The sequence below is a fragment of the Clostridium sp. TJA020 genome, assembly GCF_058310295.1.
Genome location: NZ_JBZEFC010000002.1, coordinates 274,821 through 291,173, shown reverse-complemented (window position 1 = coordinate 291,173; position 16,353 = coordinate 274,821). Strand labels below are relative to the sequence as shown.

18 protein-coding genes and 1 riboswitch are annotated in these 16,353 nt (G+C 25.8%); of the genes, 11 read left to right on the top strand and 7 right to left on the bottom strand.

Annotated features, from left to right (window positions below; all coding sequences use genetic code 11):
* Positions 1-98 precede the first annotated feature (98 nt).
* Positions 99-350 (top strand): hypothetical protein, encoded by a 252-nt coding sequence (locus tag AC4FQ1_RS05260; protein ID WP_491169138.1) that lies wholly within the window; start codon positions 99-101, stop codon positions 348-350.
* 28 nt (positions 351-378) lie between these two features.
* On the opposite strand, the gene AC4FQ1_RS05255 is transcribed toward AC4FQ1_RS05260, so the two are convergent.
* Together AC4FQ1_RS05255 and AC4FQ1_RS05250 are read right to left on the bottom strand one after the other, a co-directional pair.
* Complete coding sequence (locus tag AC4FQ1_RS05255; protein ID WP_303128947.1) at positions 379-972, bottom strand: DUF2628 domain-containing protein; 594 nt, start codon at positions 970-972, stop codon at positions 379-381.
* Positions 973-1,176: 204 nt separating this feature from the next.
* Positions 1,177-1,488: a DUF3892 domain-containing protein gene (locus AC4FQ1_RS05250; protein WP_303128946.1), complete on the bottom strand. Its 312-nt coding sequence runs from the start codon at positions 1,486-1,488 to the stop codon at positions 1,177-1,179.
* A gap of 149 nt (positions 1,489-1,637) precedes the next feature.
* Between AC4FQ1_RS05250 and AC4FQ1_RS05245 the strand changes: the two genes are divergently transcribed.
* Entirely contained in the window at positions 1,638-2,060 is a 423-nt protein-coding gene (locus AC4FQ1_RS05245; RefSeq protein ID WP_303128945.1) for a hypothetical protein, read from the top strand.
* Positions 2,061-2,132: 72 nt separating this feature from the next.
* Here AC4FQ1_RS05245 and AC4FQ1_RS05240 read toward each other — a convergent pair whose 3' ends face one another.
* The 3 genes from AC4FQ1_RS05240 to AC4FQ1_RS05230 all read right to left on the bottom strand — a co-directional run bounded on the left by AC4FQ1_RS05240 (position 2,133) and on the right by AC4FQ1_RS05230 (position 4,623).
* Entirely contained in the window at positions 2,133-3,104 is a 972-nt protein-coding gene (locus tag AC4FQ1_RS05240; RefSeq protein ID WP_491169137.1) for a DUF4097 family beta strand repeat-containing protein, read from the bottom strand.
* A 1-nt stretch (position 3,105) separates the two neighbouring features.
* The gene (locus AC4FQ1_RS05235; RefSeq protein ID WP_491169136.1) at positions 3,106-3,984 is read right to left on the bottom strand and encodes a DUF1700 domain-containing protein; all 879 of its coding nucleotides are present in this window, start codon (positions 3,982-3,984) and stop codon (positions 3,106-3,108) included.
* A gap of 399 nt (positions 3,985-4,383) precedes the next feature.
* Entirely contained in the window at positions 4,384-4,623 is a 240-nt protein-coding gene (locus tag AC4FQ1_RS05230) for a DUF1292 domain-containing protein (RefSeq protein ID WP_491169135.1), read from the bottom strand.
* Between the two features lie 373 nt (positions 4,624-4,996).
* Here AC4FQ1_RS05230 and sfsA point away from each other — a divergent pair, with 373 nt between their 5' ends.
* Complete coding sequence (gene sfsA / locus AC4FQ1_RS05225) at positions 4,997-5,689, top strand: DNA/RNA nuclease SfsA (RefSeq protein WP_491169134.1); 693 nt, start codon at positions 4,997-4,999, stop codon at positions 5,687-5,689.
* 73 nt (positions 5,690-5,762) lie between these two features.
* Positions 5,763-6,257: an NAD(+) diphosphatase gene (locus AC4FQ1_RS05220; protein WP_303128936.1), complete on the top strand. Its 495-nt coding sequence runs from the start codon at positions 5,763-5,765 to the stop codon at positions 6,255-6,257.
* Between the two features lie 47 nt (positions 6,258-6,304).
* Here AC4FQ1_RS05220 and AC4FQ1_RS05215 read toward each other — a convergent pair whose 3' ends face one another.
* Together AC4FQ1_RS05215 and AC4FQ1_RS05210 are read right to left on the bottom strand one after the other, a co-directional pair.
* Positions 6,305-6,652 (bottom strand): hypothetical protein, encoded by a 348-nt coding sequence (locus AC4FQ1_RS05215; RefSeq protein ID WP_491169133.1) that lies wholly within the window; start codon positions 6,650-6,652, stop codon positions 6,305-6,307.
* Positions 6,642-7,895, bottom strand: a complete 1,254-nt coding sequence (locus AC4FQ1_RS05210) for a DUF1576 domain-containing protein (RefSeq protein WP_491169132.1) — start codon at positions 7,893-7,895, stop codon at positions 6,642-6,644. The genes AC4FQ1_RS05215 and AC4FQ1_RS05210 overlap by 11 nt, the downstream gene beginning before the upstream one ends.
* A gap of 185 nt (positions 7,896-8,080) precedes the next feature.
* Here AC4FQ1_RS05210 and AC4FQ1_RS05205 point away from each other — a divergent pair, with 185 nt between their 5' ends.
* The 7 genes from AC4FQ1_RS05205 to AC4FQ1_RS05175 all read left to right on the top strand — a co-directional run bounded on the left by AC4FQ1_RS05205 (position 8,081) and on the right by AC4FQ1_RS05175 (position 16,298).
* On the top strand, positions 8,081-8,761 hold the full coding sequence (locus tag AC4FQ1_RS05205; RefSeq protein WP_303128932.1) for a beta/alpha barrel domain-containing protein: 681 nt from the start codon (positions 8,081-8,083) through the stop codon (positions 8,759-8,761).
* Between the two features lie 79 nt (positions 8,762-8,840).
* Positions 8,841-9,010: riboswitch (Lysine riboswitch) on the top strand.
* Between the two features lie 149 nt (positions 9,011-9,159).
* The gene (gene lysA / locus AC4FQ1_RS05200) at positions 9,160-10,455 is read left to right on the top strand and encodes a diaminopimelate decarboxylase (RefSeq protein ID WP_491169131.1); all 1,296 of its coding nucleotides are present in this window, start codon (positions 9,160-9,162) and stop codon (positions 10,453-10,455) included.
* 32 nt (positions 10,456-10,487) lie between these two features.
* Positions 10,488-10,994, top strand: a complete 507-nt coding sequence (gene lepB, locus AC4FQ1_RS05195; protein ID WP_491169130.1) for a signal peptidase I — start codon at positions 10,488-10,490, stop codon at positions 10,992-10,994.
* A 298-nt stretch (positions 10,995-11,292) separates the two neighbouring features.
* The gene (locus AC4FQ1_RS05190; protein ID WP_303128925.1) at positions 11,293-11,514 is read left to right on the top strand and encodes a DUF3006 domain-containing protein; all 222 of its coding nucleotides are present in this window, start codon (positions 11,293-11,295) and stop codon (positions 11,512-11,514) included.
* On the top strand, positions 11,507-12,022 hold the full coding sequence (gene lepB, locus AC4FQ1_RS05185; RefSeq protein WP_491169129.1) for a signal peptidase I: 516 nt from the start codon (positions 11,507-11,509) through the stop codon (positions 12,020-12,022). Before AC4FQ1_RS05190 ends, lepB (AC4FQ1_RS05185) begins: the two co-directional genes overlap by 8 nt.
* Positions 12,023-12,048: 26 nt before the next feature.
* Positions 12,049-14,160 (top strand): ATP-dependent zinc metalloprotease FtsH, encoded by a 2,112-nt coding sequence (ftsH, locus tag AC4FQ1_RS05180; protein ID WP_491169128.1) that lies wholly within the window; start codon positions 12,049-12,051, stop codon positions 14,158-14,160.
* A 38-nt stretch (positions 14,161-14,198) separates the two neighbouring features.
* Entirely contained in the window at positions 14,199-16,298 is a 2,100-nt protein-coding gene (locus tag AC4FQ1_RS05175; RefSeq protein ID WP_491169127.1) for a HelD family protein, read from the top strand.
* The last annotated feature ends 55 nt before the right edge of the window (positions 16,299-16,353 follow it).

Genomic DNA, 16,353 nt, shown 5'->3' with positions numbered 1-16,353 from the left:
AAAAAATAATTATTGGTGAAGTTAAAAGTTCATCAAACTCTATAAAAGAAGATTTAAATAAAATAGCTGTAGAATTATCAAATAAAAAATTTAATTCAATGAAGATAGAAGTAAAAGAAGTTAAAAATAATATAGCTTATATAAATTTAAAGGACAGCGGAAATAATGAATGGGTGAAAAAGTGGTTTCAAGGTTCTTATGGAGGATTATCAACTTACACGGCACTTACAGAAAGTTTTTTACAAAAATCTTATAAAGGTGATTGGATTAGAGGAGTAGTTTTTACTTATAATAATAAACCTATTGAAGAGTATGATCATGTTAATTTAACAGGCACAATATATAGATAAAAAAAGGCTACATATATGTAGCCTTTTTTTAAAATCCTAATCCCATTGGATAATTCATAAACATGCTAGAAAATACTGAAGCAAATACTAATACAAACATAATTGCAAATAATAAGCATACAGCTAATAGAACTAAAGGAGCTACAATATTAGTTCCTCCATTTTCTTTTAGAGCTTCTGAGCTATCTCCAAACTTATTAAAGAATGATTTTAGAGAAGTAATTTTATTTTTACTATCATGTACATAAATACAGTTTCCATAAACTCCAAGTAAAATCATAATTATTAAGTCAAAAATAGCAGCTAATGTAGAACTGAATGTACCTATTAGTATACCGCCAAATAATTTTATTAAAAATACTCCAATAAACCATTTATAAAGCTTTCTATATAATAACCAATATGTTCCTAAGAAAAATGAAGCCCAATTCCATGATGCAAAATTTGATTTTTCGTGGTTATTTTTAAATTTTTCAAAATAATACTTAGTATTTTTATTTCCAATAAAATTAATAATATCTAAATCTGTTATTTTATTAGAAGTGCTTGTACTATTTTTTTGTTCTGAATTTTCTTCAGTATTTATGAATTCTTGTGAATTATTTAATTCTTCTGAAATCATATAATTCCCTTCTTTCTATAAGTTTTAAATATAAGTTCTTAGTTTATTATAACAAAATAGTAATGAATAATTGTATTAAATATAAGAAGGTATTGTTTCAATAAAGTAAAATTTAGTTCAATATAAATTAAAAATAAAAATATGTTTAAACATGAGGAAAGAGGGGATAAGTTAACCCCTCTTTAGTGTAGTTAAAAATTATAGTTATGCATGAATAGTTATTATAGGTAAATTACTTAGGTTGTTAGATTCATCTCCATCTGGTAAACTTCTTAGATATTCTTCGCCTTTAGCGGAGACTCCAACGCCAACACCTTTGATTTCTCCTCTTTTAGCCATTTCAATTGCAGCATTTTTATCAACTTGGTGGCCGTTTTGAAGTTCATATCCTATTATTAACCCGCCGTGTTTAACAACTTTAGTAATTTCTTGTGCATCACTTTTAGGTGTTGGAACTATTTTATTAATATTTTTTGGTACATTTCCGGTCATATTATCTTTTATAGTATCCTTCATTTAAATACACCTCCATTTGATACAGTAATAGTTTAAGTAATTTTAAAAAAATTATTCAGTAAAATATTAGATTATTATTCTAATATAAGTTTAAATTTAATAAATTATTATAAGACCATTATAAATTAATTTAAATAGTGGAGGTTCTTATGAAGTTAGATTTATATACTTTATATCTTTATAGATATGCAAAAGAATATTTATTTGAAAAAAATGTTGATATAATAAAGATAAAAGAATTTTCAAATTGTTCTAAAGTAAGGTTTTTTGATAACTTCATATTTGAAAAAAATATTGCAGATAATGTAATAGATTTTTATGAATATTTAAAAAGAAGAAAATGTTTTAAAATTAATATGCTAGTTCATAATAAAAAATATTTAATATTAAAATTTTGGTGTAGTTTTTCTCTTGAATATTGGTATGGATATAAAGAAGATGATAAATTTGACATAATGAACTTTGAAAAAGTAAATGAAGATATTTGGGCAAAAAAATATTTGAATATTTCAGAAGAAGAAGAGAAGATGTTAAGATTAAAATTTAAGATGAATAACTATATGAATATTTAAATTAATCACAATATACCATAAGTATATTGTGATTTTTAATACTAAAATATAAAGATTATATAATTATTCTATTTAATTTATGTTTATAACTCCAGATTCAGTTGATTTTATACTTAAGATATCTTTTCCATTACCGAATTTTTTTGTATATATTTTTTTATCAAAAGCTTTATCATTTAATGCTATTATTTCGCCATTACGAGTTTTTGCATTTAATGAATAATCACTTACATTACCTCTATTATATATATTTATTATTCCATGAGTATTTGAAATATTAGTATATGAACCAAGTTTAGTAAATGAAAAATCAATTTCTCCTGAATAGCATTCTATAGATGAGTTTCCAAAATATCCATTACAATAAATCTTTCCGTTGTCATTTTTAATTTTAGAGTTTTTAAAATTAGAATTTGTACAACTTATATCACCAAGTGTTTCTACATCAACATTAGTGGCTTTTATATCAGAAAGTTCAACCGATGAAGTATCTCCTTTTATGTTTAAATTATTTAAATTTAAATTAATTATAGATATTTGAGATGATGTTGGTTTTATAGTTAAATTTTTATTATAGCTCTTAGGTATAGAAATATTTATTGTATTATAATCTATGGATGAATCTAAGTTCTCAGTATTAAAGGTTAAAGTTCCACCATTTTTATTAAATTTTATTTCTTTAGAATTAAAATCTTTAACTATACTTTCTTTACCTGATATAGAAAATTCTAATAATAGTTCATTTGAATTATTAGGATATATTTTTATATCAGAATTATTAGATATTATATTTATAGAATCTATATCTTTATTTATATTGTATTTGGCTTGTTTGGTTGTAACAATAGTATTTTCAAACCAAGTTTCTGCATTAAATAATCGAGAATCAAATCCTAAGAATTTTTTGGCATCTTCTTTGTAATTTGATAATCTATAACCACTATTATAAAGTATTGCAACAGAACTTATATATGAAGCTATACAAATTATAAGAAGAACTAATAAAGCAATTTTATATTTCTTTTTTATAAGAGGTTTTTTCATATTAGTTAGCCTCCTTACCAAATATTTTTTTTACTAATTTAATTGAATAGAATAAGCAAAATTTTAATAAATAATAAGTTAGCATTATAAAAAGTAAAGTTAATGAAATTGAGCCTATTATAAACATGATTATTGAAGCAGTAGGAAATTCAGTTATAAATGCTGGTGTATTACTTGCTCCTAATATAACTAATCCCATTTTTCCTAACAAAACAGATATACTACCTATATTTAAAGCAATACTAAAAGCTATAGCTGCTATAAGTATTGCAATTATTGCAGCAAATATTCCGAAGGCAAGCCCTCCGATAGATAGAATTATTGGGATACATAATAAGAACAAAAAACAAATTAAAGCAAGTTTTATTACTCCACGTATATTGATTGAAAAATTTTTAGAGAAAAATTTTTTAGATGTATTATTAGTATCTCTAATATTTGAATTAGATGAGTAATTAATATGATCTATTGTTTCTTTTTTACAATCATTATTTTTACTTTTTGATTCTTCACTTGATTTAGTATCAGTACTAATATTAGAACTTGAAATTAAATCATTAGAAAATTGTTCTGTATCATTTATATTAGTAGATGTAGTTTTATCTGAAGTATCACTATAGTCTTTTACATATTTATTATAATCATTTTCGTAATAGTCTTTTGTATATTCATTATAACTATTTTTTAGATAAAGATTTTTATAATGAACAATTAAATCGTATGGATTTCCTAATTCATTTATAATCTCTTCTTCATTTTTTCCTTCAGAAAATCCAGATATAAAATTTTCTTGATAATCAAAAATAATCTCAGCAAGCTTTCTATCAGGAAGTTCTTTAAGTCCATTTGCAAGTATTGATAAAAATTCTGATTTAGTCACATTGACATCCCCCTATTATAACTAAATTACAAAAAGTTATATAGATTTTGTAAAAAATTTCATATTCATAGTATAATATTCGCTTAATGACAATTCAACGTATTGGTGTGTATTTAAAGATTATTTTAAGAGACTTAAGAATTTAATAAGATTTGTTAAGGATTTTTATAATTATTTATAAAATAAAAATTCTGAATTACATAATATTATTTTTTATACAATTTAATTACTTGTTTTCTAAATTTTAAAGTATAATTTTAGAAATAATATTTATTAAAAAGAATTTCAATATTTCAATTAAAGTCTTTATGAAGTTAAGTATATTAATAAAAATATACATATTAATAACTTTATATTATGAAATTATAGAAATTCTTTTTAATTTAAATGTACTTTTGCTTAAAATTTAAGCTTTGAAATTTGTTTATACATTGATAATTCTTTTTCAGATGATACTTCCTCTAATGATTCATTCCAATCTTTATCAAATTTAATTTTAAATATTTCTATTTGATTTGGAGAATTAACAGGTGCTAATGCAACGTATTCAGTTCCACATAATAATTTTTGTTCTAAAATAGAATAATCAATTTTATTATTATTTTCATCTAAAAATGTCATTATATTTCCTGTATTCAAAATAATCACTCCTTAAAAGTTATATCACTATATTTTTCTACAAAAAAATATAATTATTCAGAATAATAATTAACAGGCTATAAATGGCTTATTTAAAGGATTTATTAAGAATTGTTGTTGATAATGTGGATAACTATGTTTATAATATGTAAAAATAAAGAATAATTTCCATAAAAAATATAGTATAAAAACACCACAATATATACCAAAAAAATAAAAAAATAATCAATATGATGGGTGTTGTAGAAATAAAGATTATTAGTTAGAATTTATTTAAGAAAAATAATTTATGTTGATGAAAAATGTTAACAGTATTCACAAAGCTGTGGATAAAAATTGTGGATAATGTGAATAACTTTAAAGGAGATAAAATATGGAATATAATAAAGAAATACTTGAGGCTAAATTTATAAATAGACCAAATAGATTTAATGCATTAGTAGAGCTTGAGGGGGAGGAGATAACTGTACATGTTCCTAATACAGGAAGATGTAAGGAATTACTTGTAGAAGGAGTTAAAGTACTTCTAAGAAAAGAAAATAATCCTACAAGAAAAACTAAATATGATTTAATTTCTGTATATAAAGGAAATGAGTTAATAAGTATAGATTCGCAAATACCAAATAAAGTAGTTATGGAAGCTTTACAAAATAAAAAAATAGAGAAATTAATTAGATATAATAATATTTTAAAAGAAAAAACTTTTGGAAATAGTAGATTTGATTTTAAATTATCTAATGATAATGGGGAAGAATACTATTTAGAGGTAAAAGGTGTTACATTAGAAGAAGACGGTCATGCAATGTTTCCTGATGCGCCAACAGAAAGGGGAAGAAAGCATTTATTAGAGTTAATAGAAGTTAAAAAAAGTGGTAGAGGAGCAGGTGTGTTATTTTTACTTCAAATGAATAATATGAAAGATTTTGCACCAAATGATGAAAGAGATAATGAATTTGGTAAAGCCTTAAGAGAAGCAAGAGATAATGGAGTAGATATATTTGTTTATGAATGTGATGTTTTAAAAGATTCAATAACATTAACAAATAGAATTGAAGTTAATTTTTAGAAAATTTACTTCTAAAACATAATATTGTATTTTATAATTAAAGTAATAATTATAAAGTAAAAGGGAGTTATATATGAAATATAAGTTTTGTCCAAAGTGTGGTAGGGAATTAGAGATGTTTAATTGTTGGGATGAGGGATATGTACCTTATTGTCCAATAGATGATACATTATATTTTGATACTCCAAAACCTTGTATAGTGGTTGGAGTAGTGAAAGAAAAAGAAATTCTTTTATTAAAACAAAGTTATATATATAAAAATTCAAAAGTATTAATATCTGGATATGTAGGTCAAAATGAGTATGCAGAAGATACCGTTTATAGAGAAGTTCTTGAGGAAACAGGAATAAAAATAAAAAATATAAAATATCTAGGTTCTGATTTTGTTAAAGATAAAGATTTATTTATGATAACATTTATGGCTGATTATGATAGTGGTGATATAAAAAAATCAGATGAAGTAGAAGGAATTGAATGGGTTAACATAAATGATGCTATATCTCAAATGGAAGAAGATAAGATAGGGAAAAGAGTAGTTAAAAAGATATTAGAAAGTATGAATTTATAACAATTAAAATCCACATAACTATAGTTTGATATAGTTATGTGGATTTTTTAATAATTTTCAATTCTTTTAAGTTCTATAACTAATATATTATTATCATAAGAAATAGTTGCACTATCTACCATCATACCAACTAAAGATAATTCAGAGTCAAATTCATTATTTCCTCCTAAATGCCAATAGTATTGTTCAACTTCATGTTGGCGTGGAATATTAAGAGTTTGAGTTAAATTCATTAAAGTTTCATCTGATAAATTTTCAATTTTTGCCTTTATTAAAATAATAGATGTATTTTCTATAGTTTTTACGTTTACATTAATGTCAGTACTATTTAAGTGATAACAAAATGACATAATTTCATTAATTATCTTAAGTTTTTTTTCTACATTAAATTTCATTTGTGTAAACCTCCCTTTTGAATGTTGTTATAATTGGTATTAAAATCATTGCTACAAATCCACCTGCAAGTCCATTATTATATAAATTTAACCCACCATGTAAATATCCTACATTTGTAACTAATGAAACATGAAGTATACCTGCTAGTATTCCATATTTCCAACCAAATTTACCTGATATAGGAGCAAGACAAGTACTGAATAGTATTGCGAGTTGAATTCCAGGATCAGATATATCATTAACTCCTATAATAGCACATATAGTAGCTCCAATCATTACAGGTACTATGTTTTTTATATGTTTTCCAAAACAGCCAAAACCTATTATAGTAAATAAACCACCAATTGTTGGACCGTTTAAGTCTCCACCAAATAATAATAAGTATATACTTGAGAAAATACCTATTATTCCCATATTAATATAAGATGTTTCTCCAAATAAAATATAAAAATCTGATACAAGTTTTCCAGAAAAACTATTTATTTTTTTTAAGTTATTTTTATAATCTTTTCCAAAATAGAGTCCAATACAAATTAAGTAAATAGATATTATAAGCATAAATATAAAAAGAAATGTGTTGTTTCCGGTACTCCAAACTAATTGAGTTTTAAAGTCTATTCCAAATATTCTAAAAATGGACATAAGAAGTGTTGCAAGAAGTCCACAAGCAAAGCCTATATTATAAAGGTTATAACCGCCATGAGCTGAAATACAATGAGTTGCTATAGGAGTTAGTAGGAATCCTGTAAATACTCCTATTAATGACCCTAAAGTAATACCTAGCAATAGATTATTAGATGAAAAACTAAGTTGAGTAACAGTTGGGGCTAGAGTTGTTGATAATAACATTACTAAGGAATAATTCATTAAAGGTTGCTTTTGATATTTGGAATATAGATAAACACCAAACATAACAGGCCATATATTAATTATATTTTTGCCAAAGAAAGAAAAGCCAGTCATAAGCCATAATGCCATTATAGTTGAGCCATTAGGTTTAATTTTTAAAGCTACTAATATAAAAATGCTTATAATACTTGTCAATGCTGCATTTACTAATGTAGCACCAATGCCAGCAATTTGAATATAATCAGTTATTAGAATATCAGGTGTTAATATTATGTTTTTTAATCCTATAAAGATTTCTTTAGGAGAATTAATAGTAAAAGCAGTAAGTATAAAAAATAGATATATTGAAATTAAGATTTTGTACGGGAGAAAAAATTTTTTTAGTTGAAGCATAAATAAAAAAACACCGCCTTTTATAAATCAATATTATTTGTAAACATTATATTACAAATAATACATACTTATCTATAAAATGAATAAATATTTTTTATTTATCAAAAATAAATATTTTAATTAATGGAAGTTGGTTATATAATAAGTTGTAAAGCAAAGCAATGTAAGTTTTTGGAGGGATAAAAATGAGTAAGGATAATGAAAAATATGTTCCAGAAATATTAGGAACATTTAGAAATCATATAATTGAAGCACCTTCTGCAATAAGAAAGTGTAGTGGAATAAAGATATTTGGAAAGAGAATTAAATCAATAATGTTTTCAACTGATGTTGCCATGATAAAAAATACAAATGCAGATGCAATAATGGCAGTATATCCTTTCACCCCCCAACCAAAAATAACTGAGGCTATAATAACAGCAGCTGATGTTCCTGTGTTTTGTGGAGTTGGAGGTGGAATAACTCAAGGTAGGAGAGTTATAAACTTAGCATTAGATGCTGAATTTAAAGGAGTAATAGGGATAGTTGTAAATGCACCAACAACAAACAGTGTAATAAAAAAGATAAGAAAAACAATAGATATTCCTGTTGTTGTAACAGTTGTATCAGAAGATACAGATATAGAAGAAAGATTAAATTCAGGTGCCACTATATTAAATGTATCAGGTGGAAAAAATACAGCTAGAATTGTTAAGAAAATAAGAGAAAAGTATCCTTTAGTTCCTATAATTGCAACTGGAGGAAATACTGAAGAAAGTATATTAGAAACAATAGAAGCTGGAGCTAATGCAATAAGTTATACACCACCATCATCAGCAGAGATAATGGGAGATTTAATGAATATTTATAGGGAAAAAGAATATTAATGTATAAAAGACTTTAAATTTAAATAAATTTATAGTATCATAAATAATAAAAAATAATAATATATTAGGAAAGAACAAATCTTAGGGTAGAGGTGCCGAGATTAAGAGTAATCTTTAGGAGTTTTGCAGACTATGAATAAGGATGAAAGGATGATTGGCCGAAGTTAAATTATAATGCAAATATAATTTTTCTGGGTATGTATATAATATATGCATAACTGTCACATAACGTGGAGAGCTACAAGGATTTTTAAATTACTATATAAGTGAGTTTAGAATATATTAATTTTAGGCTTAAGTTTTTGTAATTATAATACCTTAATGTTATAACGTTATTACCCGTCACAGGAATTTTCCTGTGACGTTTTGTTTTACTTAAATGAATTGGAGGAATTTAAATGAAACTATTTGGTAATATGAGGACTGAAGAAAATACTTTAGTAATTGGAGGAGTAAAAACAACAAAGTTAGTTGAAGAGTTTGGAACTCCTTTATATGTTATGGATGAGAATTTAATTAGAGAAAATTGTAGAAGGTATTTTCAGGCCTTTAGTTGTGAAAATAGAGGTAATAAGGTAGCCTATGCTGGAAAAGCATTTTTAACTTTAGCGATGTGTAAAATAATAGAGGAAGAAGGCTTATGTTTAGATGTTGTTTCAGGTGGAGAATTATATACAGCATATAAAGCTGATTTTCCATTAAAAAAAGTATTATTTCATGGAAATAATAAAACATTAGAAGAAATTGAAATGGGTGTAAAACTTGGTGTTGGAACATTTGTAGTGGATAATTTATTTGAAATAGAACAGCTTAATAAAATTGCTAGAGATTATGAAAGAAAGCAAGATATTTATTTAAGAATTACTCCAGGTATTGAGGCACATACACATGAATATATAAAGACAGGACAAATTGATTCTAAGTTTGGTTTTGCACCAGTAGGAGATAATATAATAAATGCTATAAAAAGGGCTATAAAATTGGAAAACATAAATTTACTTGGGCTTCATTGTCATATAGGTTCACAAATATTTGAAATAACTCCTTACGAAGATGCGGCTGAGATAATGCTTAATTTAATAAATAGAGTTAAGAATGAAACTGGATATATAATAAAAGAGTTAGATTTAGGTGGTGGATTTGGAATATATTATAGTGATGAAGATAAACCAAGAGAAATAGAGGAATATTGTAATGCTATAATAAATAAAGTAGATGAAGTTTGCAAAAATTTAGAATTGGAAAGACCTATACTTATTATAGAGCCGGGAAGGTCAATAGCTGGAAATGCAGGAATAACATTATATACTATAGGCTCAATAAAAAATATACCATCAGTTAGAAAATATGTATCTGTAGATGGTGGTATGACTGATAATATAAGACCAGCATTATATAAGGCTAGATATGAATGTATAGTTGCAAATAGGGTTATATATGATGCTAAAGAGAAAGTAACTATATCTGGAAAGTGTTGCGAATCTGGTGATATATTATTAAATGCAATAAAAATACCATCTGTTTTAAGTGGAGATGTTCTTGCAGTTATGTCAACGGGTGCATATGGTTATTCAATGTCTAATAATTACAATAAGATTCCAAAGCCAGCAGTTATTATGGTTAAAGATGGAAAAATTAAAATTATATGTAAAAGAGAGAGCTATGATGATATAATTAAAAATGAAGTAATTTAAATTTAACTGAAGGGTATAAAGTGGGGAAAAGTATGGGAAAAAAATTTATTATGGACATAGTCTGTCCTATTATCTTAGCTGTAATATTAGCTTTACTAATAAACAAATTTTTAATTTTTAAAGTAGAAGTTCCTACATCATCAATGGAACCTACTATAAAAGTAGGAGAAAAGTTTTTAGTAACAAAAGTTTATAATTTTAACAATTTAAAAAGAGGGGATATCATAGTCTTTAAAAATAAAGAAAAAAATGAGATTATGATAAAGAGGCTTATAGGTCTTCCAGGAGATGAAATTGATGTAAGAGGAAATGAACTTTATATTAATGGAGAATTTATTCAAGAGGATTATGTGAAAAATCCAGATGGTTTTTTTGGGGAGTTCAAAGTTCCAGAAGGTAAATATTTTTTCTTAGGAGATAATAGAAAAAATTCAGCTGACTCAAGGTATTGGGAAGATCCATATATTCCAAAGGAAGATATAAAAGGTGAGGCACAACTTAGAATATATCCAATAAGGGAATTTGGAAGTATAAAATAATATTTTATTTAATAATAGTAAAAGATTTTAATGTAATTTAGAACGAATAAACTAATTAGTTTATTCGTTTATTTTTGTTATTAAAAAATACTTAAGTGGTATTTAATATTGTATAATATTGAAATATAAATTACATATGATATAATGTGAAAATAAGATTAAAAGTATTTAAAAAAGGACAAGAATATAATATAAAAATTTAAATTTCATGAAATAAATTTGTCAAAAAAGTATGATATAATTAAATTTAATTTAATATCAATATTTAGGAAAGGTTAAACAGGTATATAATGCATTTATGAGAAAAATTTATGTAGTTGATAGAAGTGAAGGACGATATTATATTTTACAGTCTTTAGATAATAAAATATTAAATGTTCCTAAAAATGAATTTTCTATAAAGTTAAAAAGTGGTGATGTAGTATATGAAGAAAATAATCAATACTATTATAGTGAAGAAGAAACCATTAAAAGAAAAAAGTATATTAGTGAATTAATGGAAGGAATGTGGGATGAATAATACTAAGTTAAATTTTTTTAAAGATTGGATTATACCAATAATTATAGCTGTTGTATTAGCTATATTAATAAATAGATTTTTAATATTTAGAGTTTATATACCAAGTTCATCAATGGCACCAACTTTAAATGTAAATGATAGGCTTTTAGTAACAAAAGTTTATAAGCCAGAAAATTTAAAAAGAGGTGATATAGTAGTTTTTAACTCTAAAGAACTTGATGAGGTAGTTATAAAAAGACTTATAGGACTTCCAGGAGATGAAATAAGATTTGATTGTACTTCTGTTTATGTAAATGGCAAGAAGTTAGATGAACCATATGTAAAAAATCCTATGGAGTTTTATGGAACATTTAAGGTTCCAGAAGGTAAGTACTTTTTCTTAGGGGATAATAGGGCAAATTCAAATGATGCTAGATTTTGGAAGAATCCGTATATAAATGGAGATCAAATATTAGGTAAAGCACAAGTTAAAATATATCCTTTCAATGAGATAGGATTTTTACAATAATTATAAGGAAAAGAGAGGTGGATTGTATGGAGCCAGAAAACCAAAAACAAAATAAAAATAAGGCTGGGATTATATATTTTTTAATAGCCTTAGCAATTATAATGTCCTTTAATTACATTAGAGAGACATCAATGAACAAAGAGATTAGTTATACTTCATTCCAACAAATGGTGAAGGATAAACAAATTTCAAAGGTTGTAATAACTACTGAGAATTTAATTATTACACCAAATGATAAGAGTGAATACAAAGGAAAGACTTTATATACAGCAAATATACCAAACAATGACTTACTTAAACAATTAAATTCAGCAGGAATTGACGTAACAGGAAAAAATCCTAAACAATCACCTATTTTTGACTTCTTAGTAAGTTATGGATTATTATTTTTATTCATGTTTATAATGTGGAAAGTAATATTCTCAAAAATGGCAGGTAAAATGGGTGGCGGAATGATGTCACTTGGAAAAAATAATGCTAAAGTTTATTTAGAAGATGAAATAGGCGTAACATTTAAGGATGTTGCAGGACAAGAAGAAGCTAAAGAATCTCTTGAAGAGGTAATAGATTTCTTAAATGATCCTAGTAAATATACTGAAATAGGAGCTAAGCTACCAAAAGGAGTTCTTTTAGTTGGACCTCCAGGAACAGGTAAAACATTACTAGCAAAAGCAGTTGCAGGAGAAGCAAAGGTACCATTTTTCTCAATATCAGGTTCAAGCTTTGTTGAGATGTTTGTTGGTGCTGGAGCTAAAAGAGTTAGAGAATTATTTAAGGATGCTCAAGAAAAAGCTCCTTGTATAATCTTTATAGATGAAATTGATGCTGTTGGTAAGAGTAGAGATAGTCAACTTCAAAGTAATGATGAAAGAGAACAAACACTTAATCAGTTATTGGCTGAAATGGATGGTTTTGATTCATCAAAGGGTATAGTAATACTTGGGGCTACAAATAGACCTGAAATACTTGATAAAGCATTACTTAGACCAGGTAGATTTGATAGAAGAGTTATAGTTGATAGACCAGATTTTCCAGGAAGAGAGGCTATACTTAAAGTTCATGCAAAAGATATTAAACTTGGAAAAGACGTAAATTTAGAAGAAATAGCAAAGAGTACTCCTGGTGCAGTTGGGGCAGACCTTGCAAACATCATGAATGAAGCAGCACTTAGAGCTGTTAGAGAAGGTAGAAAAGAAGTTATTCAAGATGACTTAAGAGAAGCAGTAGAAGATATAATAGCAGGTAAAGAAAAGAAAGATAGAATACTTTCACCAAAAGAAAAGAAAGCAGTTGCTTTCCATGAAGTTGGTCACGCTTTAGTTGCAGCTCTTTTAGATGGAGCAGATCCAGTTCATAAAATTACAATAGTTCCAAGAACTATGGGAGCTCTTGGATATACTATGCAATTACCTGAAGAAGAAAAATACCTAATTTCTAAGGAAGAGCTTATGAATCAAATAACTGTAATGCTTGGTGGTAGATCAGCTGAAGAAGAAGTATTTAATCTTGTATCAACAGGAGCTTCAAATGATATAGAAAGAGCAACTCAAACAGCTAGAGGAATGGTAACTATGTATGGTATGACAGAAGAGTTTGATATGATGGCTCTTGAATCAATACAAAATAGATATTTAGATGGTAGGGCTGTTAGAAATTGTAGTGAAGAAACTTCAACTTTAGTTGATAAAGCAGTTCTTAATATAATAAAGGAAGCTCATAAGAAAGCAAGAACTTTACTAAAAGATAATAGAGACCTTTTAGATAAAATATCAAATGTTCTTCTTGAAAAGGAAACTATTTTTGGAAATGAATTTATGGAAATAGTTTATGAAAAATATCCAGAAATGAGAATTAAAAAAGAAGAAGAAGATAGAATAAAAGAACAAGCTAGAAAAGAAGCTAAGATGCTTGCTGAAAGTAGAAAAAATTCTAAAAAGGAAGCTTCAATATTATCAACAGAAAAATTAGAAGCAAAGGATGAAATAGCTGTTACTAAGGTTTCTACTACAATAGTAGAAAATTTAGAGCAAAACAAAGAGAGTTTAAATTCTTCTAATAATGAAAAAAAAGATTTAAAATTAAGCAATGAAAATGAAGAAAAATCAACAAGTAATGAGAATAATAGAGATGGTAAATAGGTGAGTAACAATCTATTTTGGAAGGAGATATAGATAATATGGAAAACAACCTAGATTTCCTTATGGAAGAAGCTCATTTAAATGACACATTAAATATAATAAATGAAGAGATTTTAAGTTATATAGAAAAAAGAAAATATATAACAGAATATATTATAGATTACAGAAAAAAAGTAATAGAAGAATATAGAGATGATGAGGATAAAGTATTAGAATACTTTGACCATGAAGCTTATGTAAAAGAGGAAGCTTTTAAAAATATAGATAAAAAGCTTAAGGAATACACAATTTTGAAGGAATCACCTTACTTTGGAAAAATAAATTTTATAGAAGAGGGAGATTCTCCAGAAGAAATTTATATAGGTAGATTTGGACTTACAAGAGAAGGAACATATGAGCCAGTCATTGTAGACTGGCGTGCTCCTATAGCTTCATTATTCTATAAAGGAAATGTTGGTGAATCTTCATATACTTCTCCATCTGGAGAGATATCTGCTGATATACTATCAAGAAAACAACTTGTAATAAAAAATGGAGAACTTAAAGGTGTATTTGAATCAGCAATAGATGTAAAAGATGAAATACTTCAAATGGTTTTAACAAGTAATTCAAGTGAGAAACTTAAAGATATTGTAATGACAATACAAGAGGAGCAAGATGAAATAATAAGAGCTCCAAAGGATAAAGCTGTTGTTGTAAATGGAGTTGCGGGTTCAGGAAAAACAACAATAGCTCTTCATAGAATATCATATCTTTTATATAATTTTAGAAAACAATTTGGAGATAAAGTTTTAATACTTGGTCCAAATGATATATTTATGGATTATATAAATGGTGTACTTCCATCACTTGGTGAAGATGGAGTAGATAATATGACCTTTGAAGCTTTTGCAATTAAAGAAATAGGAATTAATGAACCTATAACAGAGTTTTCTTATTATATAGAAGAAGCTATGAAAGGTAACGAAGAAGCTTTAAAAGAATACAAGTATAAGAGTTCATTTGAATTTGTAAGAAAACTAGATGATTCCATAGAAGAAATGAATGAAAATTATTTTTCTTTAGATAGTGTAAAATTCTTTGGAGAAGAAATAGTTTCAAAAGATGAAATAAGAGAATTATTTAATAAACATTATGCTTATATGCCTTTATTTAGAAGAAGTGATAAAATAAAAAGAATACTTATTTCTAAAATAAAAGATAAAAGAGATGAGTATGTTTGGAAGTTAAATAAAGAAATACAAGAAAAAATAAGCGCTCTTACAGAAGATGAACTTATTTTTGAAAAAAATAATTTAGATTTTACTAGAAGACTAAGAATAAGAGAAATAGTAAGAGAAGTTATTAATGCAAGAGAAAGATTAAATGAATGGCTTAATAATGAAGATACAGTAAGTATATATAAGAAAATTACAAATACTGATAATCTTGGTTTTATGGATCTTGCAGGTATACTTTATTTAATGATAAAGTTAAATGGTAAAAAAACTAAAAAAGAATATAAGCACGTAGTAATTGATGAAGCTCAAGATTATAATTATATTCAATTTATAGTATTAAAAGAATTAACAGGAGCTAAGAGTTATACGATAGTTGGAGATAGTAATCAAAGGCTTATTGATACAAAAGAAGTTCCAGCAATGCTTAAATTAAATGAAATATTAGATAATGTAATGGAATTTAGTTTAAATAAAAGTTATAGATCAACTCAACAAATAATGGAATATGCAAGTAAATTCTTAGATGAGAAGAAAATTGTACCATTAGTAAGAAGTGGTGAGTCCGTTCTTGAAGAAGAAACAGAAAATATTGAAGAAACTATAGATACTATAACTTCTATAATTGAAGATTATGAAGAAGAAGGTCTTGAAAGTATAGCTGTTATAACTAAGAAAAAAGATGAGCTTAAAAATTTATCTCATAGACTCAAAGAAAAAGTTAAAATACTTACATTTGATAGAAATGACATAATATATAGAGGCGGAAAAGTTTTAATACCAGCATATTTTGCAAAAGGATTAGAATTTGATGGGGTAATTATTTTAGAGGATGACACAGACACTCCAAATCTTGTAAAATATATAATGTGTACTAGGGCCCTTCATAGATTATCAGTTATAAAACAGATAAACAAATAGCAAAAAAGATTGCGTAAATTTACGCAATCTTTTTTTTGCTTATAATTATAATCCA